Origin of the sequence: Buchnera aphidicola (Aphis helianthi) (assembly GCF_005083845.1) — a bacterium.
In the GTDB taxonomy this organism is placed as follows: Bacteria; Pseudomonadota; Gammaproteobacteria; order Enterobacterales; family Enterobacteriaceae; genus Buchnera; species Buchnera aphidicola_AW.
Window position 1 is genome coordinate 275776 of the sequence record NZ_CP034894.1, and the last position, 25240, is coordinate 301015.

Below are 25240 nucleotides of genomic sequence, written 5' to 3' on the forward strand. Positions count from 1 at the left end.
CAAAAAATTAATTAAACTATGAGTATTATAAATAATAACAAAAGAATAATTGTATTAGATACTGAAACTACTGGTATAAACAATTTTGGAAAACCTTTTATTAATCATAGAATTATTGAAATTGGAGCTGTTGAAATTATTAATCGTCGTTTTACAGGAAATAATTTTCATGTTTATATTCAACCAAATAGATTAATAGATTCAAATGCTTTAAAAATTCATGGAATTACTAATGATTTTTTATCAGACAAACCATTGTTTAAGAATATAGCTAAAAAATTTTTTAATTATATTCGAAATTCTCAGTTAGTGATTCATAATGCATCATTTGATATAGGATTTATAAATCAAGAGTTTTCCTTATTAAAAAATAAAATAATAGATATATCTAAATTTTGCTATATTATTGATACTTTAAAGATTGCAAGAGAATTATTTCCAGGGAAAAAAAATACATTAGATGCACTATGTAATCGATATAAAATAAAAAATTGTCATAGAGTTTTACACGGCGCTCTTTTAGATTCCTTTTTGTTAGGTAAATTATATCTTTTAATGACTAGTGGTCAAGAATCTTTGTTATTTGATAACAAAATTGAAAATACCAAAAATTTTGAATCTTGTGGTAAATTAATAGTAAATAAAAAAAAATCTTTAAAAATATTAAAAGCAACTAAAGAAGAATTAAAAATTCATGAAAAATATATAAAACATATACAATACAAAAAATAAAAATATATTTATTCATATTAAATTTTAAAGAACTATAAAAAGATGATTGACTGATTTTTTTAAAATATGTACAATAATAAAAGTACAAAAGGTGCGGTAGTTCAGTTGGTTAGAATACCGGCCTGTCACGCCGGGGGTCGCGGGTTCGAGTCCCGTCCGCACCGAAAAAATATGTATTTAAAAAAATTATTTTCAAATCGAAATTATAACGATGTATAAAACAACTATTTATTTTGAATTAAACAATGCATTAAACGTATTAAAAAATTTTTTAGAAAATAAAGAACAAATAAAAAATATTGAAAAATCTGCTATTTTGATTTCAGAAGCATTCAAAAATAAAAATAAAGTGATTTCTTGTGGAAATGGAGGATCACATTGTGACTCTGTTCATTTTGCAGAAGAGCTTACAGGTATGTACAGAGAAAAAAGATCAGGATATCCAGCAATACCTATTTCTGATACTGGTCATATTTCTGCGGTAGGAAATGATTTTGGGTATGATTATATATTTTCACGTTATATAGAAAGTATAGGAAATCCCAATGATATATTATTAGCAATTTCTACTTCTGGTAACTCTAATAATATTATTAATGCAATAAAAACAGCACATCAAAAAAAAATGAAAGTAATTTCTTTAACAGGAAATAATGGAGGAAAAATTAAAAAATTATCTGATATAGAAATTTGTGTACCACATTATGGTTATTCAGATCGAATACAAGAGATGCATATAAAAATTATTCATATATTAATATTAATTATTGAAAAAGAAATGAAAAAATAAATTAATCGTAAGTTTTATTTTAATAGTTTAAAATCCTAAAATAGATACAAATTATTTCCACTTTTCTAATAAATGCTATTTTATAGTTTTGGAATTTTTCATGAGTGAGAAATATATTGTTACTTGGGATATGCTTCAAATTTATACTAGAAAACTAGCTAGTCGATTACTTAAAATAAATTCATGGAATGGAATTATTGCTGTTAGTAGAGGAGGTTTAGTACCTGCTTCATTATTAGCAAGAGAATTAGGTATTCGATATGTTGATACAATATGTATTGCAAGCTATAACTACAATTGTTTACAAAAAAACAGAAAAATTATAAAAAAAACAAAAAGTAATAGTGAAAAAATTATTGTAGTAGATGACCTTGTTGATACAGGTGGTACTGCAAATATTATTCGAACGTTATATCCAAAAGCATATTTTGTAACTATTTTTGCAAAACCCATGGGTAGATTACTAGTAGATGATTATATTATTGATGTTGGTCAAAATATATGGATAGAACAACCTTGGGATATGTCAATATCTTATATTCCTCCTCTTATCAACAAAAATTAAAATTTTAAATTAAATAATACTTTTTAAAAATTTTGTCATAAGATTTGTATAAAATATATGCGAAAGGATGCATTTATGATTAATAAAATAAAAAATACAAAAAATACAAAAAATGAAAAAAATATAATAAAAAATTCAGAAATTAATGAAATTAATGAAATTAATGAAATTAATGAAGATAAAGGTTTAATTGATATTCTAAAAAACGAAATAAAAATATCTGAAAAAAAAATAAATACAATTATTTTAACACAAAATGAAGAAATTTTAAAAATAAAAAATCGATTAAATAGTGAGATTAAAAAATATAAACAATTTTCTTTAGAAAAATTAATTACTGAATTTCTTCCAATTATAGATAACATCGAATGTGCTTTCAATTTAATACAACAAAAAAAAGAAAAAATATATGACAAAATTTTAAAAAATATCGAACACATTCTTTCTTTAATAAAGAGTATGTTTGATGAATTTAAAGTATCTAAGATAAATGATATAAAAGTTATATTTAATCCTGATATTCATGAAGCTATATCTATCAGACATACTCAGGAAATTCAATCTAATTATATTATTGAAGTGATGCAATCCGGTTATATACTTTCTCATTCTCGTTTATTACGTCCAGCTATGGTTATAGTATCAAAAAATATAGATAATAATGTCTAAAATAAAAAAATTAAAAATATTATTTTTACATTTATTAATAGTTAAAAAAATTAATTATTTGATTTGATTTATATTTTAGTTTTTAATATTTTTTAAAGAGTTATATTTATTTCTTCTTCTTTCTTTTGGATCTATTTTTAAATTTCGATAAATTTCAATTCTATCTCCATGTTTTATTTGTTTGTTTAAATGAACTAATTTATTATAAATACCTACATTATTTTTATAAAAATTAAGATTTTGTACTGTATTATATAAATTTGATGCTAATAAAGCATCTTTTACAGTTGAATTAGATTTTATGAAAATATTTTTAATATACTGTATTTCTGATAAAGCATAAATTATTGTTACTTGAATTGTTTTCATATTATTTAAATTTTTTTAATCTTATTAATATAAGAGGTATTAACATTTTTTTTTTTAAAAATCAATCTATATTAATTAAAAAATATTTAAATTAATTTTTTGGATTCTAACTAACTATGTTAACTAAAAAAAAACATAATTTAAAATTATCTACTATTTACACTAATAAAAAAGCATACTACAACTATTTTATAGAAGAAACTTTTCAATCAGGTTTAGTATTACAAGGATGGGAAATTAAGTCTATTAGAGAAGGCAAAATAAACATTTCTGAAAGTTATATTAGTAATCATTTACATGAAATGTATCTTTTTAATTCTATTATTCAACCTTTAAATACTACTTCTAATCATTTTCCTTGTGATCCTATAAGAAAAAGAAAATTGCTTTTACATAGAAACGAAATAAATTACTTATCTATACAAAAAAATAAAATTGGTTACACCTTAATTACACTTTCCTTGTTTTGGAAAAAATCTTGGTGTAAATTAAATTTTGGATTAGCTAAAGGTAAAAACAAAATAGATAAAAGAGAAGAAGACAAAAAAAATACATGGAAGAGAGAAAAATTAAATATACTTAAAAAAACTAAAATTATATATTAAAAATATTTTATGACAGATGATCAAGACAAATATTGGATGAAAATTGCTCTTAAATATGCATATCATGCTAAGAAAAAAGGAGAAATACCTATAGGAGCAATATTAGTTTTACAAGAAAAAATTATCGGAATAGGTTGGAATAGTTCTATTATTAAGAATGATCCAACTGCTCATGCTGAAATTGTTGCCTTACGTCAAGCTGGAAAAAATATAAAAAATTATAGATTAAAGAATACTACGTTATATGTTACATTAGAACCGTGTCTAATGTGTTTTGGAGCTATCATACATAGTCGTATTTCGAGATTAGTATTTGGAGCTAGTGATAAAAAAGATAAAAAATATCTTTTTAAAAATATTTTTTTAGAACTACAAAAAAAAAATAAATTAAAAATTCAAAAAAATATTATGGAATATCAATGTTCTCAAATATTAATTAATTTTTTTAAAAATAAAAGAAAATAATTTATATAAACTAATTATTTTTCTAAAATAACTATAGCATGCGCATATAATTTTTGATCAGTTATACTAACATGTACAGCTGTACATTTCATTTCTTTATATTTTTTAAAAGCACAATCTAAAAAACGCAATTTTGGTTTTCCTAAAGAATTATTATATAATTCCAACTGATTAAAAGTTATTCCATAATTAATCCCTGTTCCCAATGCTTTAGAAGCTGCTTCTTTAGCTGCAAATTTTTTAGCAATAAAATTAATTTTATTTCTAGATATCATGTATTCTTTCCACTCTTGTTTTGATAAAATTCTTTTAGCTAATTTGTTTCCAAAATATAAAATATTTTTTTTAATACGTTCAATTTCAATAATATCTGTTCCTATACCTATAATAGACATTAATTATATTCCTATAAGTATTTTATTAAAAATACAATTTTATTTTTAAAATTAGTTAAAATATTTTAAGTATTTTAACTAATTTTAAAAAATAAAGTTATTTTTAATATTATTTAATCTTTTCTATCACCCAGATTAACAAATAAACTTTTTTATTAATTTCTTTTTCAATATAATATCTAGATAACATACTAATTTTTTTGATTATTTCTCCATGAGAGCCAATAACAATTTTTTTTTGTCTTTTATTTTTTACATAAATAATTGCATTAATATGCAATTTTTTAAATTTATATTCAATTGATTCAATTTTTACTGTTAGTATTGATGGCAATTCATCTCTTAAGAATAATATTAATTGTTTACGAATAATTTCAGATATTGAAAAATAAAAAGAGTTTGTTGTAATATGAGTTTTTGGAAAAATATGTTGATTTTTTGGTAAATATTTTTCTACAATTTTTTCTAATAAAATAATATTGCTTCTTTTTTTTACTGAAACAGGAATAATTTCTGTTGCATTAGTTTTTTTAAAAAGTATATCAATATATGATAAAATATTATTTTTATTAATTAATTTATCTATTTTATTAATTGTATAAATTATTGGAATATTCATTTGTTTTATTTGATTAAAAATAATTTCATCTTCTTTTTTCCATATATTTCGATCCATAAGAAATATAATTAAATTTGTATTTTTTATTATTTGTAAAGTTTTTATATCATAACAATGAACTCCAGGCGTATCTATATAAATAGATTGATAATTTTCATTTGTTTTAATACCTGTAATATTACTTTGTGTTGTGTTCTTTTTTTTTGATGTAATAGAAATATTTTTTTTAACTATTTCATTGATTAAAGTTGATTTACCAACGTTTGGTCTTCCAACAATCGCTATATATCCACAATATTTTTCTTTTTTATTCACTCTACACCTAATTGAATTAATGCTTTTTTAGCTGCATCTTGTTCGGCTTTTCGTCTACTTGTTCCTTTACCAATAAACAATTTGGAATTTATACTTATTTCGCAATGAATAGTAAATAATTGATTATGGGCTTCTCCGCATATCTTTACTATAAAATAAGTAGGTAATGATAAATGTTTAGATTGTAAATATTCTTGTAGTCTTGTTTTTGGATCTTTTTGTGTATCTCCCGGACTTATTTTTTCTAAACGTTTTTCATACCATTTAAGTATTAATTCTTCTACTGTTTTAATATTGCTATCTAAATAAATACTTCCAATTAAAGCTTCTACAGTATTTGCTAAAATAGATTCACGACGAAAACCACCACTTTTTAATTCTCCTTGACCTAATTGTAAATATTCTCCTAAATCAAATTCATACGCTATTTCTGCTAATGTATTTCCTCGTACTAAAGTCGCTCTCATACGACTCATATCTCCTTCATCAATAGACGGAAAATGTTGATATAAAGCGTTAGCAATTACGAAACTTAATATAGAATCTCCTAAAAATTCAAGTCTTTCATTATGATTACTACTTGCACTACGATGTGTAAGTGCTTGTTTTAATAAATCTTTATGAGTAAAAGTATATCCTAATACTTCCTGTATTTTATTTGTTACGATGTGGTTCATGTTATACCAATTTCAATGCTATTTTAATTGATTTGTATATATAACAGGAAAAATAGTAAAATTTGATAGAATTAGAAAAATATTTTAAAATTCATATATAATTTATTTTAATATATTTTATTTCCAATTCTATTAATACGTATACCTGTTGGCCATTCATTTTCTTGTTTTTCAAAACTCATCCATATTATTAAAGCTTTTCCTAAAATATTTTCTTCTGGTACAAATCCCCAATAACGACTATCTAAACTGTTATCACGATTATCTCCCATCACAAAATACTTATTTTTTGGTATTATCCAAGTGAATTTAGGTAAATTGTCTTGTTGATAATAATCGTCTATTGAATTTTTAACTTCATCTAATAATAATATATTATGTCTAAAATTATTAATATTTTCTTCTATCTTTTTAAAGTAAATAGAATTATAAGTGTTTTCTTTTTTTAGATTATTTTCTGGGAACAGATATATTTTTTGAATAAATTTAGTAAACTGTTTATTTGAATAATTAATAGGTAATTGATTTTTACAATTATGTGTATTTATATAATTAACACAAATTTTAATGTGTTTATTATATATATTGTATTCAATTTTATCTCCTGGTATTCCTATTATACGTTTAATATAATTTATATTAGATTCTATAGGATGCTTAAAAACTATAACATCTCCGCGTTGTGGATATTTATTATTTATTAAAGTTTTATTTGTAATCGGTTCTTTAATACCATACGCAAATTTTTCTACTAAAATGAAATCTCCTATTAATAGTGTTGGCATCATTGAGCCTGAAGGAATTTGAAAAGGTTCATATATAAAAGAACGTATTATAAAAACGACAAAAAACATTGGGAATAACGATGATATATTTTGAAAAATATTATTTTGATTGTGAAAAAATATTTTATTTGTTATAAAGTTTTTATTTTTTTTTTATTTAAGAAATAATTTGTCATTAATTGTATACGAATAAAAATCCAAAAAAAACCAGTAAATAATGTACTACATATTAAAAATATAGTTAATATATTAGGCATTTTTATCTCTTTTTTAATTATTAATATTTAAAATAGTAAGAAATGCTGATTTTGGCATATTTACATTACCTATTTTTTTCATTCTTTTTTTACCGTCTTTTTGTTTTTTTAATAATTTCTTTTTTCTACTAATATCACCACCATAGCATTTAGCTAGTACATTTTTTCGTAACTGTTTAATTGTTGCTCGAGCAATAATAACATTATTAATAGTCGCTTGAATACTAATATCAAATTGATGTCTAGGTATTAGTATTTTCATTTTTTCAACTATTTCACGAGCTCGATATCGTGCGTTTTTATAATATGAAAGAGTAGTTAATGCATCAACTCGTTCTGAATTAATTAATATATCTATTCGAACTATTTTAACTGATTGAAAATATTTAAAATCATATTCTAATGAAGCATATCCACTAGAAATTGATTTTAATTCATCAAAAAAATTTAAAACAACTTCACTCATTGGAATGTGATATTTTAAAGATACTTGATTTTCATGATAAACCAAATCAATCTGTATTCCTCTTTTTTTAATACATAGTTTCATTACTGAACCAAGAAATTTCGGGGGTAATAAAATATTACATTCAGCAATGGGTTCTTGAATATTTTTAATTGTATTAATAACAGGAAAATTTGAAGGACTATCTAAAGAAATTTTTTTTCCATTAATTAATTCAATTTGATAAATGACAGTTGGTGCTGTTGAAATTAAATCAATAGAATATTCTCTTTCTAATCGTGCTTGTACAATTTCCATATGTAACAAACCTAAAAATCCACATCTAAAACCAAATCCAAGAGCATTAGAACTTTCTGGCTCAAAAAACAAAGATGAATCATTTAAACTTAATTTTTCTAAAGCATCTCTAAATGTTGCATATTGATCTGATGTCGAAGGAAATAGACCTGCATAAATTTGAGGTTTTATTTTTTTAAATCCAGTCAATATTGTGTTTGATGGATTATTATAGTTAGTTAAGGTATCTCCTACTGGAGCAGCTGAAACATTTTTAATACCACATATAATCCAACCTACTTCACCACATTTTAATTGTTGTCTATTGACTTTTTTAGGAGTAAAAATACCTAATTGATCAACAAAATACGTTTTTCCAGTACTCATTACTTGTATTTTATCTTTTTTAGATATTAATCCATTTTTAACTCTTATTAAAGATACTACACCTAAATAGTTATCGAACCATGAATCAATGATAAGAGCTTGTAATGGAGCTTTTACATTTCCATAAGGATGAGGTATACAAGTAATAATTTTATCAATCAGTTCTTCAATACCTTCACCAGTTTTTGCTGAACATTTAATAGCATTACATGAAGAAATTCCAATAATATCTTCAATTTCTTTTTTAACTCGTTCTATATTCGAGCTAGGTAAATCAATTTTATTTAAAACTGGTAATATTGATAAATTCATTTCTAAAGCAGTATAACAATTAGCCAATGTTTGAGCTTCAACACCTTGAGTTGAATCAATCACTAATAATGCACCTTCACAAGCTGCCAAAGATCTAGATACCTCATAAGAAAAATTTACATGACCAGGAGTATCAATAAAATTTAATTGAAAAATATTTCCTTTTTTATCTTTGTAATCAATCATAACACTTTGTGCTTTAATTGTAATTCCTCTTTCTTTTTCTAAATCCATGGAATCTAAAACTTGATTAGACATTTCTCTCGCAGATAATCCACCACATGTTTGAATTAAACGATCTGACAAAGTTGATTTACCATGATCAATATGAGCGATAATAGAAAAATTTCTTATATTTTTCATTTTTTTTATTTAACTTATTTAAATTAATTAAATATATTTAATTTTAATTAGATTTTAATTTAAAATTTATTTTATATTAATATTTTTTAAAAGTATAAATATTTAATATATTTCTTATTTTTGTTTTTTTAATATACTATATTCTAATTATATTAATCAGATTATATTTAAAAATATTTTAAAAATTAAATGTAAATTATATGTTGATTTTTTATTAAACATAATATTTTCTTTAACAAAAATACGATACTATTTTTATGATAAAAAAGAAAAAAGTTATAATTGCTATGTCCGGAGGTGTTGATTCATCTGTTGCTGCATGGCTTTTAAAAAAAAATAATTATTTAGTAGAAGGTTTATTCATGAAAAATTGGGAGGAAGAGGATAAAGAAGATTACTGCCATTCAAAAAAAGATTTACATGATACTGAAAATGTTTGTAAAAAATTAGATATTTACCTTCATAAAATAAATTTTTCTCAAGAGTATTGGGATAAAGTTTTTACACATTTTTTAAATGAATATAATAAAGGTAATACTCCAAATCCTGATATATTATGTAATAAAGAAATTAAATTTAAATTATTTTTAAATTATGCTATTAAACAACTTAAAGCAAATTATATTGCTACTGGTCATTATGCTCGAATTTTAAAAGAAAATGGAATTAATTATCTTTTAAAAGGAATAGATTATAAAAAAGATCAAAGTTATTTTTTATACACTTTACAAGATTATCAATTAAAAAAAATTTTATTTCCTATTGGTACATTTAAAAAAAATCAAATTAGAATAATTGCAAGAAAAATAGGCTTAAAAGTTGCAGATAAAAAAGATTCTACTGGTATTTGTTTTATAGGTCCAAAAAACATAAATAGTTTTCTTTCTCGTTATCTTAAAGAAAAAAAAGGTAACATAAGAACAATTAATGGAGAAATTATTGGAAAACATAGTGGTTTGTTTTATTATACATTAGGACAACGTAAAGGTTTAAAAATTGGAGGAATGAAAGAAACATATAATATGCCATGGTATGTAGTTGAAAAAAATATACAAACAAACTCATTAATTGTTGCACAAGGATCAAATAATCCATATTTAATGTCAATAGGTTTAATAGCTGAAAAAATAAATTGGATAAACAATATTAAATTTAAGTTACCTTTTTCTTGTAAAATTAAAATAAGATATCGTCAAAATGATATTTCTTGTAGTATAAAATATATAGACAATTTATATATTAAAGTTTTATTTGACATTCCTACTATTGCAGTTACACCAGGACAATCAGTAGTTTTTTATTTATCTGATGTTTGTATTGGTGGAGGAATTATTAAATATAAATTACCATTACTTTAATTTTTTATATTTTTAAATAAATTTATAATCATAATTAATTTTTAATAATTGTAAATTATTCAACTTAAATATAGGAGTTAATATGGAATTAAATTTATTAACAGCTATTTCTCCAATTGACGGAAGATATTTTAAATTGACTAAATCCTTGAGATATATATTTAGTGAATTTAGTTTTTTAAAATATCGTCTTCAAGTAGAAATTTTATGGTTTAAAAAAATAATAAGCATGCATAAAATATTAAAAATTCAAAATATAGAAAATGAAGATATATTATTTATTGATGATATTTTAAAAAATTTTACTATAAAAGATGCAATGTATATTAAAAAAATAGAAAAAAAAATCAATCATGATGTTAAAGCATTAGAATATTTTTTAAAAAATAAATTTTCTCAATCAAAAAAATTATCGTTAATATCAGAATTAATACATTTCTCATGTACTTCAGAAGATATTAATAATGTCGCTTATGCTTTAATGATAAAAGATGCACGTGATCAAATTTTATTACCTTTATGGTCTGAAATCATTGATTTTCTGAAAAAATATTCTATTCAATATAAAAATAATTCTTTATTATCTATGACTCATGGACAACCGGCCACACCTTCTACTATGGGGAAAGAAATATTAAATTTTTATTACAGAATAAAACGTCAATTTTTTAAGTTAAAAGAAATAGAAATATTAGCAAAATTTAATGGAACTACCGGTAATTATAATGCACATTTAATAGCATATCCAAATGTTAATTGGCATATAATTAGCAAAGAATTTATAACATCATTAAATCTTGTTTGGAATCCGTGTACAACACAAATTGAACCACATGATTATATTGCAGAACTATTTAGCTGTATATCTCTTTTTAACACTATATTAATTGATTTTAATCGTGATATTTGGGGTTATATTTCTCTTAATTATTTTAAGCAAATCTCAGTTGATCATGAAATAGGTTCTTCTATAATGCCTCATAAAATAAATCCTATTGACTTTGAAAATTCTGAAGGTAATTTAGGATTATCAAATGCTATAATGAATCATATGATAAATAAATTACCAATTTCTAGATGGCAACGTGATTTAAGTGATTCTACAGTTTTAAGAAATATAGGGGTAGCATTATCTTATTCAATAATTGCATATAATTCAATCTTAAATGGTTTAAAAAAGTTAAAAATTAATACTTATCAACTTTTAAAGAATTTAAATAATAATTGGTCGATTCTAGCTGAAGCCATTCAAACTGTTATGAGACGATATAATATTAATAATTCTTATGAACAATTAAAAAAATTCACTCGAGGAAAAGAAATAAATAAAGTTGATATACATCAATTTATATCTAACTTAAATATTCCAGAAATAGAAAAAGAACGTTTAAAAAAAATAACTCCAATAAATTATATTGGATCTGCAGTGCAGATTATAGACGAAGAAACTAAATAAATATATTTTAAAATTTATTTGTTAAGGAGTTTTTCTTGTGACATTAAAAGCTCTGATTTTTTCAATTATTTTTGTTTTAGGTTGTAATAAGTCTTTAATAATAAAAAAAACATTTTCTTTAAATAAAAAACAAATCGAAAAAACAATTGATCATTGGCATTATTTTATTAAACATGCATCAAATAAATATGATGTTGATGAAAAATTAATTAAATCTATTATATACGTTGAATCTTCTGGAAATCCTTTCGCTAAGAGTAGTTCTAATGCAATTGGATTAATGCAAATTAAAGCATCTGCAGCTGGTTTAGATATATATCGATTAAATGGTAAACAAGGTCAACCATCATTAGCAGAACTATATAATCCTAGAATTAATATTAATATTGGAACTTCATATATTAGTTTATTACAAAAAAAAAATTTATTTGGTATTAAAAATAAAGAAATCATGCGATATGCAACTATTGTTTCTTATGTTAACGGAGCAAATGCATTATTAAAAATGTTTTCTAAAGATAAAAATACAGCTATCAAAATTATAAATACTATGACAATAAATACATTTTTTAAAAATATGAAAAAACACCCTTCTAAACAAGCATCAAATTATTTAGAAAAAGTCATAAAAATTTATAAATTAATTTAGATATGCTGTCTTTTTTTAGATATGAGTAGAAATTAAATTCTATCTACTATAAAATATTTTATACATAAAATTTACTTTTGGAAATGTATTATGGGGTTCTTAAAAGGTAAAAAAATTTTAATAACTGGTATATCTAATGAAAGATCAATTGCTTTAGGTATTGCAAAATCTTTATATGTACAAAACGCAGAACTGAGTTTTGTTTGTCAAAATAAAAAAATTATTAATAAAATCAAATATTTAATTAATCCAATAAATTCGAATTCTATTTTTTTTTGCGATGTATCTGATGACGAAAACATTAAAGAATTGTTTTTTAATTTAAAAAAAATATGGAATAAATTTGATGGTTTTATTCACTCTATTGCGTATTGTCCTAAAGATCAAATGTATAAAGATTTTGTAGAAAATAGTACTAAGGAATCTTTTAATTTAGCTCATGAAATTAGTTCATATAGTTTTTTAAGTATGGCTAGAGAAGCAAAAAATATGTTAAATAAATTTTCTTCTTTAATTACATTATCTTACTTAGGAGCAAAAAGAGTTTTATCTAATTATAATATGATGGGACTTGCTAAAGCTTCTTTAGAGTCTAATGTTCGATATATGGCTTATTCATTAGGTAAAAAAGATATTAGAGTTAATGGTATTTCATCTGGACCTATTAAAACTATATCTTCTTATCAAATTAAAAATTTTTGCAAAATACAAAAATATCAAAAGTCAGTTTCATTAATTAAAAACTATATTACTAGTACACAAATAGGGAATGTTGCTGCTTTTTTATGTTCTAATTTATCAATTGGAATAACTGGTTCAATTATTTATGTTGATAATGGTTTCAATGTTAATATACCTAATGGAATAATTTAAAATTTAAAAACGAAGAATTTTTTTAATAAAATTTATCTATGATAATTTATAAATAAGTTATATATTAAAATTTATTAAAAAATAAAATTATTTGTTGAATAGTTAGGTCTTATAATGATGTTCCAGAACAATCCATTACTTGAACAATTAAAAAAAAATTTAAATAAGAAAACACCACGGGTTGAAGGAATAGTAAAAAGCACTGAAAGAGGATTTGGTTTTTTAGAAGTTGATACTCAAAAAAGCTATTTTATTCCTCCTAAAAACATGAAAAAAGTTATGCACGGAGATAAAATAACAGCGTTGTTAAAAATTGAAAAAGATCGTGAAATAATTGACCCCGAAAAACTTATTGAACCTTTTTTAAAAAGATTTGTAGGAAAAATTCAAAGAAAAGATAATAAATTATTCATCTTTCCAGATTATCCTTTTTTAAAAGATTTAATTATAATATGTTATCCTAAAAAAAACTGTAATAATTTATTTCAAACTGGAGATTGGGCAGTAGCTAATTTAGTACAACATAAACTTAATGGTAATTCTATATTTTGTGCTGAATTAATTGAAGAAATAGTAAAAGATAATGATCCATTAACACCATGGTGGGTAACTTTATCACGTCATAATCTCGAAAAAAAAGCACCTCTAATTGAATCACAAGATATTTTATTAAAAGATAATTTTAAAAGAAAAGATCTAACAAATCTTGATTTTATTACAATAGATAATGTTAATACAAAAGATATTGATGATGCTTTGTTTATTGAATCAACTAATAATGGAGATTTTTGTTTAACTGTAGCTATTGCAGATCCAACTTCATATATTGAAGTTGGCAGTAGATTAGATATAATTGCTGCTAAAAGAGGTTTTACAAACTATTTACCAGGTTTTAATATTCCTATGTTACCTAGGGAATTATCAGAAAATATATGCTCATTAATCCCTAATGAACGTCGTCCAGTTTTAGCATGTTCTATAATAATTAAAAAAGATGGACACATTTCTAATGTAGTTGATTTTTTTTTGGCATGGATTATATCAAAAGAAAAGTTATCATATGATGATGTATCAAATTGGATTGAAAAAAAAGGATTATGGAAACCATCAAAAAAATCTATTAAAAATCAAATTTCACTATTACATAAATTATGCTTATCACGTATTAAATGGAGAAAATTAAATGCTGTATTATTTAAAGACAGCTTAGAATATAGGTTTCAATTTACTGAAATTGGAATAGTAAAAAATATAATTATTGAAAAAAGAAGAATTGCTCATAAAATTATTGAAGAAGCAATGATAATTGCAAATATTGTAGCTGCAAATTTTTTATCAAAACATCTTGGATTTGGAATATACAATACACACTCTGGTTTCGATTCTATTAATGCTGAAAATGCAGTTTCTTTTTTAAAGCATTATCATTTAAAATTTACTGCAAAAGAAATAACAACATTAAAAGGATTCTGTAATCTTAGACGTGTTTTAAATATTTTATCAAATAATTATATTAATAGTCGTATTCGTAGATATCAATCGTTTGGAGATTTTAGTACGACGCCTAGTCCACATTTTGCATTAGGATTTTCAGAATATGCTACTTGGACTTCACCCATCCGTAAATATAGCGATATGATTAATCATCGTTTATTAAAATCAATTATCAAAAAAGAAAAAATCATCAAACCTAATGAAGAAATAAAGTTAAAAATTAGTGAGCAAAGACGTAGAAATAGAATAGCTGAAAGAGATATTTCAGATTGGCTTTACACATTATTTTTACAAAAGAAAGAATATCAGAATAAAAAATTTTCTGCCGAAATTACTGATGTTTCTAAAAGTGGAATACGAGCTAAAATACTAGAAAATGGTGCAAATGTTTTTATTCCTGCATTATTTTTACATCCTATTCGAGAAGAGTTAATCTTAAATCAAGAAATAGGAAAAGTATTTATTAATGGAAATTTACATTATAAAGTATCTGATTTAATTCAAATAAAATTATCTGAAATTCGCTTAAAAACAAGAAGTATTATTGCGAAACCTGATTATACAATATGAGTTTAACATTTTTAAATAATCTAAAATGAAATTAACTTATTATTTTGTTAAATATTTCAAAATTTATTTATTTTAATTTTTTTAAAACAATTTTAATATTAATTAAGAGTTCAATATGCATATTTCAATTTTTGATTTTTCTATATATATAAAGTTTTTTATTAGTTTATGCGCATTAGTTAATCCAATAGGAATGATTCCTATTTTTACAACTATGACAGCTCATCAAACTATTCTAGAACGAAAAAAAACTAACTTACTAGCTAATTTTTCTGCATTTTTAATATTATTAATATCGTTGTTTTTAGGTGATAGTATTTTAAATATTTTTGGAATATCTATTAATTCGTTTCGTATTGCAGGCGGTTTGTTGATTATGGGTATTGCTTTTTCCATGATTAATGGAAAATTCACACAAAATAAAAGAATAAAAAAAGATAAAGAACAAATTCAAGAAAATATTAGTGTCGTTCCCTTAGCCATGCCGTTGATCGCAGGACCTGGGGCTATTAGTTCAACTATTGTTTGGAGCACCTATTATTCTACTTGGTTAAATTTAGTAGGATGTACTATATCTATTTTTTTATTTTCTTTAGTTTGTTGGTTATGTTTTCGAGCTGCTCCATGTGTAGTTCAAATATTAGGAAAAACAGGAATTAATATTATTACACGTGTAATGGGTTTGTTATTAATGTCTTTAGGAATAGAATTTTTGAGTGTTGGAATAAAATCTATTTTAAATGAATTATTGCATTAATCTTTAAAATATCATTTGATACTTTATACGTTAAATATAATATTAGGTATTTCATTGAAAAATAAAATTATTTTTTTTAAAAATATAGGATTAACAGATTGGATTAAAGTTGCTAATAAAATGAATTATTTTACAGAACATCGTGATAGTTTTACATTTGATGAAATCTGGTTTGTTGAGCATTATCCTATTTTTACTCAAGGTTTATTAAAAAAAAATTATTCAATAATATCTAAAAATAATTTTATTAATAATATTCCTGTAGTAAATACTGATAGAGGTGGTCAAATTACATATCATGGTCCTGGACAACAAATATTATATTTCTTAATTGATTTAAGACGTCGAAAAATTAATATTCGTCAATTAATAGATATTATTCATATTTTAATAATAGATACTTTGAATTATTTTTCTATTAAATCAAATATTAAAAAAAAATTTCCAGGAATTTATGTAAATAAAAAAAAAATATGTTCTTTAGGACTAAGAATTAAAAAAGGTTGTACTATGCATGGTTTATCATTAAATGTAAATATGGATTTAACTCCATTTAATTACATTTACCCTTGTGGAGATATATATATAACAATGACACAAATAAAAGAATTTAATTCCGTTTTAACATTAGAAGATATTCGAATTGTATTAATTAAAAAATTATCTCAGTTATTAAATGTTAAAATTATAAAAAAATCATACTTTTTAGAAAATATTTAAATATTTTTAAAATAATTTTTTCTTAATTACAATATATATATTCTTTCTAATTTTGCGATAATAAAATTTATGAATAAAAAAATACATTTAATACCTACTAAATATATTTTAACAAAAAAAAATAAATTAAATAAACCAAACTGGATAAAAGTTAAATTACCTACTAATACATCTCGTATAAATCAAGTAAAATCTGCTTTACGTAAAAATAATTTATATTCTGTTTGTGAAGAAGCACATTGTCCAAATTTATCAGAATGTTTTAACAATGGAACTGCAACTTTTATGATTCTTGGAGCTATATGTACTAGAAATTGTCCATTTTGTGCGGTATCACATGGAAAACCTAAAAATTTAAATTTAGAAGAGCCGGAAAAATTAGCAAATACTATATTTGATATGGGAATCAATTATGTAGTGATTACCTCAGTTGTCAGAGATGATTTATATGATGGTGGCGCACAACATTTTGTCAATTGTATGAATTCTATTCGAAATAAAAATAAAGTAAAAATTGAAATATTAGTTCCTGATTTTAGAGGTAGAATTGAATTAATTTTAAAAATTTTTAATGCGGAATTACCTGATGTTTTTAATCACAATATAGAAAATGTTCCTCGACTTTATAAAAAAATACGTCCTGGAGCGAATTATAGAAAATCATTATTGTTATTAGAATCATTTAAAAAAACATATAATCAAATTCCTACTAAATCCGGTTTAATGTTAGGTATAGGTGAAAAAGATAAAGAAGTTACTCAAGTAATGAAAGATCTATATTCTAGCGGTGTGACATTGTTAACAATAGGCCAATATCTTCAACCAAGTAAAAATCATCTTCCAGTACAACGTTACATATCACCTTTAGAATTTGAAAATATTAAAAAAGAAGCAATATCTATTGGTTTTAAAAATGCTTATTGTGGACCCTTTGTACGTTCATCATATCATGCTAGTTTTCAAAATTAATATATAAAATTATTTATTTAGTTTTTGAAATATTCTTTATATTATTACAATTAAATATTCATAAATAATAAGATATAAATTATTTTAACAGAGGTTAAATAGTGTTAAATACTGATTATTTTAATATTCCAAAAATTATTATTGCATTAGATTTTAATAATAAAAAAGCAGCTATGAAATTGGTAGATCTGCTTGATCCATCGTTATTTTATTTAAAGATTGGAAAAGAAATGTTTACAATTTTAGGAAAAAAATTTATCAATGAATTACATCAATTAGGATTTAATATATTTTTAGATTTAAAATTTCATGATATTCCTAATACTGTATTTAATGCTACGAAAGCAGCAGCGGATTTAGGAATATGGATGTTAAGTGTACATGCTGCTGGGGGCAAAAAAATGCTAACATATGCAAAAAAAGCATTAAAATCGTTTAAAAAACGTCCTTTATTAATAGCTGTTACAGCACTCACTAGTTTAAAACAAGAAGATTTAAAAAATATTGGGATTCAAATATCATTACAAGATTATATTTTAATTTTATCTAAATTATCTTATGATTGTGGTTTAGATGGGGTGGTATGTCCGGGTAAGGAAGCAGAAAAAATTAAGTTGTTATGTGGTGATAAGTATAAAATTATAACTCCAGGTATCAGATGTTTTAACGATTCTAATTTTGATCAAAATCAAACTATTACTCCTAAACAAGCAAAAAAATTTCTAATAGATTATATAGTTATAGGTCGTTCTATTACATCTTCAATCAATCCAATTAAAAAATTAAATTTTATAATACAATCTATGCAATAATATTTTTGTATTTAAAAACATTTTTTTATATATTTATTTTAAGTAAAATTTATAAAATTCTGATAAAAATAATGGAGTATTTATGCAATTAACTAAAATAGCAAAATCTATATTACCTACACGTTGGGGAAATTTTATTATATTTGGATTTGAAGAAAAAAAGAATGGTAAAAATCATATAGCTCTTGTTTATGGTGATATAAAGAAAAAAATACCTATTCTTTCTAGAATACATTCTGAATGTTTAACAGGAGATGCTTTATTTAGTTTAAGATGTGACTGTGGGATTCAATTAAAAATGGCAATGAATAAAATTGCACATGAAGGAAGAGGTATATTAATATACCATCGTCAAGAAGGTAGAAATATTGGTCTTCTTAACAAAATTAAAGCGTATTCTCTACAAGATCAGGGATTAGATACTGTAGAAGCTAATTTAAAACTTGGTTTTTCTGCAGATGAAAGAGATTTTTCATTATGCGCTGATATTTTTAATATTTTAAATGTAAAAAAAATTCGATTATTAACTAATAATCCATTTAAAGTAAATATGCTTATGTCTGCTGGAATTGATATTGTAGAAAGAATCCCTCTTATAGCTAAAAAAAATGATAAAAACTGTTGTTATTTAAAAACTAAAGCAGAAAAAATGGGCCATTTATTATTTAAGTAAAAATTTTTTAAAAACATATATATAATACGATTATTATTAAATGTACTTTAATATATTACTTAATAGTATTACGTGTATGTTTTTAAAAATTTTATACTATTGTTCAAAATGGAAGGGGTTTTATAAACCCCTCATTGAACTATTTAATTTATTTATATTTTTAAAAATTAATAAAAAATTTATTTTCTCTAAAATTTTAGGATATATATAAATATATAATTTATTTATAATAAAATTTTTAATAAATATTTATAATAAAGGACTCAAAAAATAAAAAATTTTTTCTAAAATCTTTTTCCAATTTGAACGAGTAGACCAAATATCTTTGTCTAATAGTTCAGAATTAGAAATATATTCTTTTTGTATTAAAAGTAATTTATGACTAAAATCATTATCATCAATTACTAAAGTAATTTCAAAATTTAACCATAAACTTCTCATATCTAAATTGACTGTTCCAATTAAACTTAGTTGACGATCAACTAAGATACTTTTACTATGTAATAATCCATTTTTAAATTGATAAATTTTTACTCCTGCTTCTAATAATTCACTAAAAAAAGCTCGACTTGCCCATTTTACTAAAATAGAATCATGATATAATGGTATAATAATGCTAACTTTGACACCTCTTTGAGCTGCTGTACATATAGCATATAATAAATCATCACTAGGAACCAAATATGGAGTAGTCATAATCAATTCATTTCTAGATGAATAAATTGCGGTTAACAAAGCTTGATGAATTACATTTTTTGGAAATCCAGGTCCGGATGCAATTACTTGAATGCTAGAATTTTGATTACATGTATTATGCAACATTTCTCTACTAGGTAATTTAGGTAAAATTTTAAAACCTGTTTCAATTTCCCAATCACATGAATAAATCATACCTATTGTTGTAGCTATAGGCCCTTCAATTCTTGTCATTAAATCAATCCACTGACCGACTCCAGAAGATTTTTTGAATAAATTTGGATCTACTAAATTCATACTCCCCGAGTATGAAATATAATTATCAATTAATATTATTTTTCTATGTTGCCTTACGTCTAATCGATGTAAAAACATTCGTACTAAATTAACTTTTAATGCTTCTACAATTTGAATTCCAGATTTTTTCATTTTTTGAACCCAATGACTTCTAAAAAAATCGAGACTTCCAGCTGAATCTAACATTAATCTACAATGTATACCTCGGTTAGCAGAATCAATCAGCGCTCTTGCTACATCATCAGCAAGTCCTCCTGGTTTCCAAATATAAAATACCATTTCAATATTTTTGCGTGCTAAATAAATATCACGAATTAAAACACTAATAGTATTTTTATTATCAGTTAATAATGTTATTTTGTTATTTTTAATACCAGATATTCCCTGTCTATGTTTGCAAAGTTGAAATAAAGAAGTAGCAACTTCACTATTTTTTATTTGAAAAATATATTTACAAGATTTAAGTTGATTCAGATATTGATTAGATATAGACCAGATTTTTTTTGCTATTATTTTGTGTCTTTTTTCTAAATAAAATTCACCAAAAAAAAACCAAGTTATAATTCCAACAAAGGGAATAATATAAATAGTTAACAACCAAGACATTGAAGAAGGTATACTACGACGTTTAATCAAAATACAGTAAGTAATGTTAATAATTATTAACCAGTATATTAAAAGAACTAAAAATGTAGTTGAATCATAAAAAATATCCATTCATTTAAAGGTCCTGTTTATACTTTTTAAAAAAAGTTTTTATTTAGTTGAATGTTTTCATGGTTCTTAAACAATTTTATTTATTTTGTAGTGATAAATAATTATTACTTTTTATAAAAATTTAAAATTAAATATTTTTTAACACTTTTAAAAAAAGTAATAATTTTCTGCAATTAAAATATTTATATTATTACTTTTTAAAAGTGTTGATTTTATTTTAAAAAGTGTTTGATAAAATATTAATGATTTATATAATTTAAAATATTTTTAAATAATACTCATTGGTAATAATTCAAGAGGCTTACCCATCTGATCAATTGCTACATAGATAAATATTGCTTCTGTAGCACAATAATATTGTCCTAATGGTTTAGAATAAATTTTTTTAATCCAAACTTCTACCTTAATAGTAATCGAAGTTTTACCAATTTTGATACAATTAGCATAGCAGCTAACGACGTCTCCAACTGATACAGGTTTTAAAAAAGTAATTCCATCTACTCTTACAGTAACTACTTTTCCTCCTGCTATTTCTTTAGCTAATATAGCTCCACCCATATCCATTTGTGACATAATCCAACCTCCAAATATATCGCCGTTTGCATTAGTATCTGAAGGCATTGCAAGAGTTTTTAATACTACTGTTCCTTGTGGTAATAATTTGTTTTGTTTAAGCATTATCAAAATATTCACTCTATTATATATTTAAATAATATAAAAATTATTTTTTTTTTAATATTTTACAATTTATATAAATACTTGTAGTTAAAATGGAAAATAGCATTAAAATTGAAAGTCCAAAAACTTTAAAATTTACCCAAGTTTCTTCTGAAAAAAAATATGCTATATAAATATTTAAAATACTACAAAATAAAAAAAATAATGCCCAAAAAAAATTAATTTTTTTCCAATAAGTATTAGAAAGTTTTATATTTTGTTCTAAAAATCTTTGTATTATTGGTTTTTTTTCATAAAATTGACTAATTAATAGTATAATAGAAAAAAACATATAAATTATTGTTATTTTCCATTTAATAAATTGACTATTATGAAAAAATATTGTTAGTGAACCAAAAATAGCAACTAAAATAAAGCTAATTAAATTCATTTTATCTATTTTTTTATATATAATCCAATGTAATATACAGGTTATACCCGAAATAACAATTAAATATTTAGATGCTATAAAAATATCATATATTTTATAAAATATAAAAAAAGTTACTATTGGTAATAAATTTAGTATTTTTTGCATATTCAGACCTAAAATATTTTTTATTTTTAAGTTCGTTGAAATAACATATAAAATCTAAATAAATATATTATTAAAATAGAAAAAAATACATTTATATTAATATTTAATATTAAAAATATAAAACTTTTATTCATTAAGTGAATATTTAGTAATATTTTTGTTAAAAAAAACTTTACACACATCCAAAATAATACTCCTGTACCTATAATATTCATATATTTCCAAGAGATGGAAATACTCATTCGTATGGAATCTATTAAAGTATTTTTTTGAAATGCTAAAATAATAGGTGATAAAGCAAGTAAAATTGATAAAAATATACCCGGAAAAATAAAAAACATAAAACCTATTTGAATAATAATATTATTAATACAATTTAATATAAATAAACTTGGTAGAAGTTTAGCAAAAAAAATCATTAAAAATGTAATTGGTTGTTTTTTATTATCTGATAAATATGTGATTAAAGTAATTATACTTCCTAATAAAAAAGTTTTACTAGTTAAAAATTCAATTATTTTAAATGTTGAATATCTTAATAATGCTTTTTTTTCATATTCTGTCATATTATTTATAAAATCGAAAACTGAGTGAGAATTAATAAATTTATTATTTTCTATCATAGAAATAATATGCATATCAGGTTTAATTAACATATTTATTAAAACACTTATAAAAGCTGCTATAATAGATATTAAAAAAATAGTTTTTATTTCTTTAGATACAAAGTGATATGTATCATTACATAGTTCACGTATTGTAATAAACATATGTATATCCCCTATAAATATTTTATAAAATTTTAAGATAATACATATTATTTTAGATTAACATATTCTTTAAAAATTTGTGATACATAAAAATAAAGTATTTAAAAATTTATTTAAATAAATTTTGTAGATTGTATTAACTTATAACTAAAATTTTTTATTTTATTTAGAATTTCATTTTCTTTATTTAAATTTTTTTCAATAATGTTTATAATTGCTGAACCACATATTACACCATTAACTCCTGATAAAATCGATTTTTTAATTTGTATAGAATTTTTAATTCCAAAACCTTGCAATAATGGAATATTATTATATTTTTTTACATTTTTTATAAACTTATTTGAAAGTGCAATTGTTTTTTTTTCAATTCCAGTAACACCAGGACGAGATAACAAATAAATATAACCCCTTGCATATGAAGAAAGTTGAGATAAAAAATTATCATCTGCATCTGGAGGGCATATAAAAATCGAATCAATGTTAAATTTATTAGCATATTTATAAAAAAGACTATATTCTTCAATAGGTACATCAGCTATTAATACAGAATCTAAATCATATTTTGAACATTGTTTATAAAAATTTTTTATACCCTGACTATATATAAGATTAGCATATAATAATATACCTATAGGTATATTTGAATATTTTTTACGTATTATTTGAATAATTTCAAAACACTTTAAAATACCATAATTTTTAGATAAAGCACGTAAATTCGATTTTTGAATAATAGGTCCATCTGCTAATGGATCTGAAAATGGAATTCCTAATTCTAATGCATCTGCTCCACTTTTAATTAATATTTCAATAATTTTTATTGACATGTTTAAAGAAGGATCACCTATAACGACAAATGGAACAAAGCATCCTTCTTTAAGTAATGTTTTTTTTTCAAACATTTTTTTATAACGACTCACAGTTTTTTCCTATTTTTTAAAATTTCACTTACTGTAAAAATATCTTTATCTCCACGACCAGAAAGGTTGACAATTAACACTTGATTTTTATCCGGATTAAGATTCATTATTTTTAAGGCATAAGCTAATGCATGAGAAGATTCTAAAGCTGGAATAATACCTTCTTTTTTAGATAAAATTTGAAATGCTTCCAATGCTTCTTCATCGGTAATTGAAACATATTGAGCACGTTTAATGCTATTTAACCAAGCATGTTCAGGACCGACTGAAGGAAAATCTAAACCTGCAGAAATAGACCAAGATTTTTGAATTTGGCCCTCTTCATTTTGCATTAAATAAGATTTCATACCAAAATAAATACCTGTTCTACCATGACTTAAAGGTGCACCATGTTTACCTGTATTTATACCTTGACCTGCTGGTTCTACACCAATTAAATTAACTTTTTCATTTATAAAATCGGAAAATATACCAATAGCATTTGAACCTCCTCCAACACATGCTATAATTGAATCTGGTAATTTTTTTTCTTGTTGTAAAATTTGTTTCTTTGTTTCTTCGCCAATTATTTTTTGAAATTCTTTAACAATTTTTGGATAAGGATGTGGACCTGCAGCAGTGCCTATCATATAATGTGTATATTTATAACTATTAGACCAATCTCTTAATGCTTCGTTACATGCATCTTTCAAAGTTCCAGAACCACTTTTAACAGATATAACTTCTGCCCCCATTAATTTCATTCGAAATACATTTGGTTTTTGACGTTCAATATCTTTAAAACCCATATAAATTTTACATTTTAAATTTAATAATGCACAAGCAATTGCAGTAGCTACGCCGTGTTGACCTGCACCTGTTTCAGCAATAATTGCTTTTTTTTTCATTTGAATAGCTAACATTGCTTGACCTAGTACTTGATTAGTTTTATGTGCTCCACCATGTAATAAATCTTCTCTTTTTAAGTAAATGCGTGTTTTTGTACCTTTAGTTAAGTTAGCACATAAAGTTAATGGTGTAGGTCTTCCTGCATAATTTTTTAAGAGATATAAAAATTTTTGTTGAAAACTTAAATCTTTTTTAGAGATAACAAAATTTTTTTCTAACTCATGTAAAGCTGGCATTAATATTTGAGGAACATACATGCCTCCAAATTCACCGAAATAAGGGTTTAGCAAAGTCATTGAAAATTATTCCTCTAATT

General features: G+C 22.9%; 27 protein-coding genes, 1 tRNA gene and 1 pseudogene. 17 read left to right on the plus strand and 12 right to left on the minus strand.

Annotated elements, in window-relative coordinates:
- The first annotated feature begins 18 nt into the window (after positions 1–18).
- From dnaQ to D9V62_RS01290, 5 genes are all read left to right on the plus strand, one after another.
- Positions 19–732: a DNA polymerase III subunit epsilon gene (gene dnaQ, locus D9V62_RS01270; RefSeq protein ID WP_158340005.1), complete on the plus strand. Its 714-nt coding sequence runs from the start codon at positions 19–21 to the stop codon at positions 730–732.
- A 90-nt stretch (positions 733–822) separates the two neighbouring features.
- Positions 823–896, plus strand: a tRNA-Asp gene (locus tag D9V62_RS01275).
- Between the two features lie 47 nt (positions 897–943).
- Entirely contained in the window at positions 944–1522 is a 579-nt protein-coding gene (lpcA, locus tag D9V62_RS01280) for a D-sedoheptulose 7-phosphate isomerase (protein ID WP_158340006.1), read from the plus strand.
- A gap of 100 nt (positions 1523–1622) precedes the next feature.
- Positions 1623–2087, plus strand: a complete 465-nt coding sequence (gpt, locus tag D9V62_RS01285; RefSeq protein WP_158340007.1) for a xanthine phosphoribosyltransferase — start codon at positions 1623–1625, stop codon at positions 2085–2087.
- 75 nt (positions 2088–2162) lie between these two features.
- A complete protein-coding gene (locus tag D9V62_RS01290; RefSeq protein WP_187312796.1) occupies positions 2163–2756 on the plus strand; it encodes a nucleotide exchange factor GrpE in 594 nt (197 codons plus the stop codon).
- A 75-nt stretch (positions 2757–2831) separates the two neighbouring features.
- On the opposite strand, the gene D9V62_RS01295 is transcribed toward D9V62_RS01290, so the two are convergent.
- Positions 2832–3125, minus strand: coding sequence for an RnfH family protein (locus D9V62_RS01295; protein WP_158340009.1), 294 nt, complete (start codon positions 3123–3125; stop codon positions 2832–2834).
- A gap of 116 nt (positions 3126–3241) precedes the next feature.
- Here D9V62_RS01295 and smpB point away from each other — a divergent pair, with 116 nt between their 5' ends.
- Positions 3242–3730: an SsrA-binding protein SmpB gene (gene smpB / locus D9V62_RS01300; protein WP_158340010.1), complete on the plus strand. Its 489-nt coding sequence runs from the start codon at positions 3242–3244 to the stop codon at positions 3728–3730.
- A 9-nt stretch (positions 3731–3739) separates the two neighbouring features.
- On the plus strand, positions 3740–4195 hold the full coding sequence (gene tadA, locus D9V62_RS01305; protein WP_158340011.1) for a tRNA adenosine(34) deaminase TadA: 456 nt from the start codon (positions 3740–3742) through the stop codon (positions 4193–4195).
- A 14-nt stretch (positions 4196–4209) separates the two neighbouring features.
- On the opposite strand, the gene acpS is transcribed toward tadA, so the two are convergent.
- The 5 genes and pseudogenes from acpS to lepA form a co-directional block, all read right to left on the minus strand.
- A complete protein-coding gene (gene acpS, locus D9V62_RS01310; RefSeq protein WP_158340012.1) occupies positions 4210–4590 on the minus strand; it encodes a holo-ACP synthase in 381 nt (126 codons plus the stop codon).
- 109 nt (positions 4591–4699) lie between these two features.
- On the minus strand, positions 4700–5524 hold the full coding sequence (era, locus tag D9V62_RS01315) for a GTPase Era (protein WP_158340013.1): 825 nt from the start codon (positions 5522–5524) through the stop codon (positions 4700–4702).
- On the minus strand, positions 5521–6201 hold the full coding sequence (rnc, locus tag D9V62_RS01320; RefSeq protein ID WP_158340014.1) for a ribonuclease III: 681 nt from the start codon (positions 6199–6201) through the stop codon (positions 5521–5523). Before rnc ends, era begins: the two co-directional genes overlap by 4 nt.
- Positions 6202–6308: 107 nt before the next feature.
- A pseudogene (gene lepB / locus D9V62_RS01325) lies at positions 6309–7243 on the minus strand (signal peptidase I).
- A gap of 13 nt (positions 7244–7256) precedes the next feature.
- Positions 7257–9047, minus strand: a complete 1791-nt coding sequence (lepA, locus tag D9V62_RS01330; RefSeq protein ID WP_158340015.1) for a translation elongation factor 4 — start codon at positions 9045–9047, stop codon at positions 7257–7259.
- Between the two features lie 257 nt (positions 9048–9304).
- On the opposite strand from lepA, the gene mnmA reads away from it, so the two are divergent.
- From mnmA to ribA, 10 genes are all read left to right on the plus strand, one after another.
- Complete coding sequence (mnmA, locus tag D9V62_RS01335) at positions 9305–10405, plus strand: tRNA 2-thiouridine(34) synthase MnmA (protein ID WP_158340016.1); 1101 nt, start codon at positions 9305–9307, stop codon at positions 10403–10405.
- An 82-nt stretch (positions 10406–10487) separates the two neighbouring features.
- A complete protein-coding gene (gene purB / locus D9V62_RS01340; RefSeq protein ID WP_158340017.1) occupies positions 10488–11861 on the plus strand; it encodes an adenylosuccinate lyase in 1374 nt (457 codons plus the stop codon).
- A gap of 37 nt (positions 11862–11898) precedes the next feature.
- The gene (locus D9V62_RS01345; protein ID WP_158340018.1) at positions 11899–12510 is read left to right on the plus strand and encodes a transglycosylase SLT domain-containing protein; all 612 of its coding nucleotides are present in this window, start codon (positions 11899–11901) and stop codon (positions 12508–12510) included.
- Between the two features lie 90 nt (positions 12511–12600).
- Positions 12601–13383 carry an enoyl-ACP reductase gene (locus D9V62_RS01350; RefSeq protein WP_158340019.1) on the plus strand — a complete coding sequence of 261 codons (783 nt, stop codon included), beginning with the start codon at positions 12601–12603 and terminating at the stop codon, positions 13381–13383.
- Positions 13384–13500: 117 nt separating this feature from the next.
- Complete coding sequence (rnb, locus tag D9V62_RS01355; RefSeq protein WP_158340020.1) at positions 13501–15447, plus strand: exoribonuclease II; 1947 nt, start codon at positions 13501–13503, stop codon at positions 15445–15447.
- A 115-nt stretch (positions 15448–15562) separates the two neighbouring features.
- On the plus strand, positions 15563–16204 hold the full coding sequence (locus D9V62_RS01360) for a YchE family NAAT transporter (RefSeq protein ID WP_158340021.1): 642 nt from the start codon (positions 15563–15565) through the stop codon (positions 16202–16204).
- Positions 16205–16258: 54 nt separating this feature from the next.
- A complete protein-coding gene (gene lipB / locus D9V62_RS01365) occupies positions 16259–16924 on the plus strand; it encodes a lipoyl(octanoyl) transferase LipB (RefSeq protein WP_158340022.1) in 666 nt (221 codons plus the stop codon).
- A 69-nt stretch (positions 16925–16993) separates the two neighbouring features.
- The gene (lipA, locus tag D9V62_RS01370; protein ID WP_158340023.1) at positions 16994–17893 is read left to right on the plus strand and encodes a lipoyl synthase; all 900 of its coding nucleotides are present in this window, start codon (positions 16994–16996) and stop codon (positions 17891–17893) included.
- A gap of 101 nt (positions 17894–17994) precedes the next feature.
- The gene (gene pyrF / locus D9V62_RS01375) at positions 17995–18705 is read left to right on the plus strand and encodes an orotidine-5'-phosphate decarboxylase (protein ID WP_158340024.1); all 711 of its coding nucleotides are present in this window, start codon (positions 17995–17997) and stop codon (positions 18703–18705) included.
- A gap of 82 nt (positions 18706–18787) precedes the next feature.
- Positions 18788–19378, plus strand: coding sequence for a GTP cyclohydrolase II (ribA, locus tag D9V62_RS01380; RefSeq protein WP_158340025.1), 591 nt, complete (start codon positions 18788–18790; stop codon positions 19376–19378).
- A 249-nt stretch (positions 19379–19627) separates the two neighbouring features.
- Here the strand turns inward: ribA and cls are convergent, their stop codons facing one another.
- The 6 genes from cls to trpB form a co-directional block, all read right to left on the minus strand.
- Positions 19628–21088, minus strand: coding sequence for a cardiolipin synthase (gene cls, locus D9V62_RS01385; RefSeq protein WP_158340026.1), 1461 nt, complete (start codon positions 21086–21088; stop codon positions 19628–19630).
- A 267-nt stretch (positions 21089–21355) separates the two neighbouring features.
- On the minus strand, positions 21356–21766 hold the full coding sequence (gene yciA / locus D9V62_RS01390) for an acyl-CoA thioester hydrolase YciA (RefSeq protein WP_158340027.1): 411 nt from the start codon (positions 21764–21766) through the stop codon (positions 21356–21358).
- A 43-nt stretch (positions 21767–21809) separates the two neighbouring features.
- Complete coding sequence (locus D9V62_RS01395; RefSeq protein WP_158340028.1) at positions 21810–22343, minus strand: septation protein A; 534 nt, start codon at positions 22341–22343, stop codon at positions 21810–21812.
- 26 nt (positions 22344–22369) lie between these two features.
- Positions 22370–23113, minus strand: a complete 744-nt coding sequence (locus tag D9V62_RS01400; protein WP_158340029.1) for a YciC family protein — start codon at positions 23111–23113, stop codon at positions 22370–22372.
- Positions 23114–23226: 113 nt separating this feature from the next.
- The gene (gene trpA / locus D9V62_RS01405) at positions 23227–24036 is read right to left on the minus strand and encodes a tryptophan synthase subunit alpha (RefSeq protein ID WP_158340030.1); all 810 of its coding nucleotides are present in this window, start codon (positions 24034–24036) and stop codon (positions 23227–23229) included.
- Positions 24033–25220, minus strand: a complete 1188-nt coding sequence (trpB, locus tag D9V62_RS01410) for a tryptophan synthase subunit beta (RefSeq protein ID WP_158340031.1) — start codon at positions 25218–25220, stop codon at positions 24033–24035. Before trpB ends, trpA begins: the two co-directional genes overlap by 4 nt.
- Positions 25221–25240 lie beyond the last annotated feature (20 nt).

Excerpts from the sequence above, each read along its gene's own strand:
- dnaQ (WP_158340005.1), top strand. The coding sequence starts at position 19 with ATGAGTATTATAAATAATAACAAAAGAATAATTGTATTAGATACTGAA.
- lpcA (WP_158340006.1), top strand. The coding sequence starts at position 944 with ATGTATAAAACAACTATTTATTTTGAATTAAACAATGCATTAAACGTA.
- gpt (WP_158340007.1), top strand. The coding sequence starts at position 1,623 with ATGAGTGAGAAATATATTGTTACTTGGGATATGCTTCAAATTTATACT.
- D9V62_RS01290 (WP_187312796.1), top strand. The coding sequence starts at position 2,163 with ATGATTAATAAAATAAAAAATACAAAAAATACAAAAAATGAAAAAAAT.
- D9V62_RS01295 (WP_158340009.1), bottom strand. The coding sequence starts at position 3,125 with ATGAAAACAATTCAAGTAACAATAATTTATGCTTTATCAGAAATACAG.
- smpB (WP_158340010.1), top strand. The coding sequence starts at position 3,242 with ATGTTAACTAAAAAAAAACATAATTTAAAATTATCTACTATTTACACT.
- tadA (WP_158340011.1), top strand. The coding sequence starts at position 3,740 with ATGACAGATGATCAAGACAAATATTGGATGAAAATTGCTCTTAAATAT.
- acpS (WP_158340012.1), bottom strand. The coding sequence starts at position 4,590 with ATGTCTATTATAGGTATAGGAACAGATATTATTGAAATTGAACGTATT.
- rnc (WP_158340014.1), bottom strand. The coding sequence starts at position 6,201 with ATGAACCACATCGTAACAAATAAAATACAGGAAGTATTAGGATATACT.
- lepA (WP_158340015.1), bottom strand. The coding sequence starts at position 9,047 with ATGAAAAATATAAGAAATTTTTCTATTATCGCTCATATTGATCATGGT.
- mnmA (WP_158340016.1), top strand. The coding sequence starts at position 9,305 with ATGATAAAAAAGAAAAAAGTTATAATTGCTATGTCCGGAGGTGTTGAT.
- purB (WP_158340017.1), top strand. The coding sequence starts at position 10,488 with ATGGAATTAAATTTATTAACAGCTATTTCTCCAATTGACGGAAGATAT.
- D9V62_RS01350 (WP_158340019.1), top strand. The coding sequence starts at position 12,601 with ATGGGGTTCTTAAAAGGTAAAAAAATTTTAATAACTGGTATATCTAAT.
- rnb (WP_158340020.1), top strand. The coding sequence starts at position 13,501 with ATGTTCCAGAACAATCCATTACTTGAACAATTAAAAAAAAATTTAAAT.
- D9V62_RS01360 (WP_158340021.1), top strand. The coding sequence starts at position 15,563 with ATGCATATTTCAATTTTTGATTTTTCTATATATATAAAGTTTTTTATT.
- lipA (WP_158340023.1), top strand. The coding sequence starts at position 16,994 with ATGAATAAAAAAATACATTTAATACCTACTAAATATATTTTAACAAAA.
- ribA (WP_158340025.1), top strand. The coding sequence starts at position 18,788 with ATGCAATTAACTAAAATAGCAAAATCTATATTACCTACACGTTGGGGA.
- cls (WP_158340026.1), bottom strand. The coding sequence starts at position 21,088 with ATGGATATTTTTTATGATTCAACTACATTTTTAGTTCTTTTAATATAC.
- yciA (WP_158340027.1), bottom strand. The coding sequence starts at position 21,766 with ATGCTTAAACAAAACAAATTATTACCACAAGGAACAGTAGTATTAAAA.
- D9V62_RS01395 (WP_158340028.1), bottom strand. The coding sequence starts at position 22,343 with ATGCAAAAAATACTAAATTTATTACCAATAGTAACTTTTTTTATATTT.
- D9V62_RS01400 (WP_158340029.1), bottom strand. The coding sequence starts at position 23,113 with ATGTTTATTACAATACGTGAACTATGTAATGATACATATCACTTTGTA.
- trpB (WP_158340031.1), bottom strand. The coding sequence starts at position 25,220 with ATGACTTTGCTAAACCCTTATTTCGGTGAATTTGGAGGCATGTATGTT.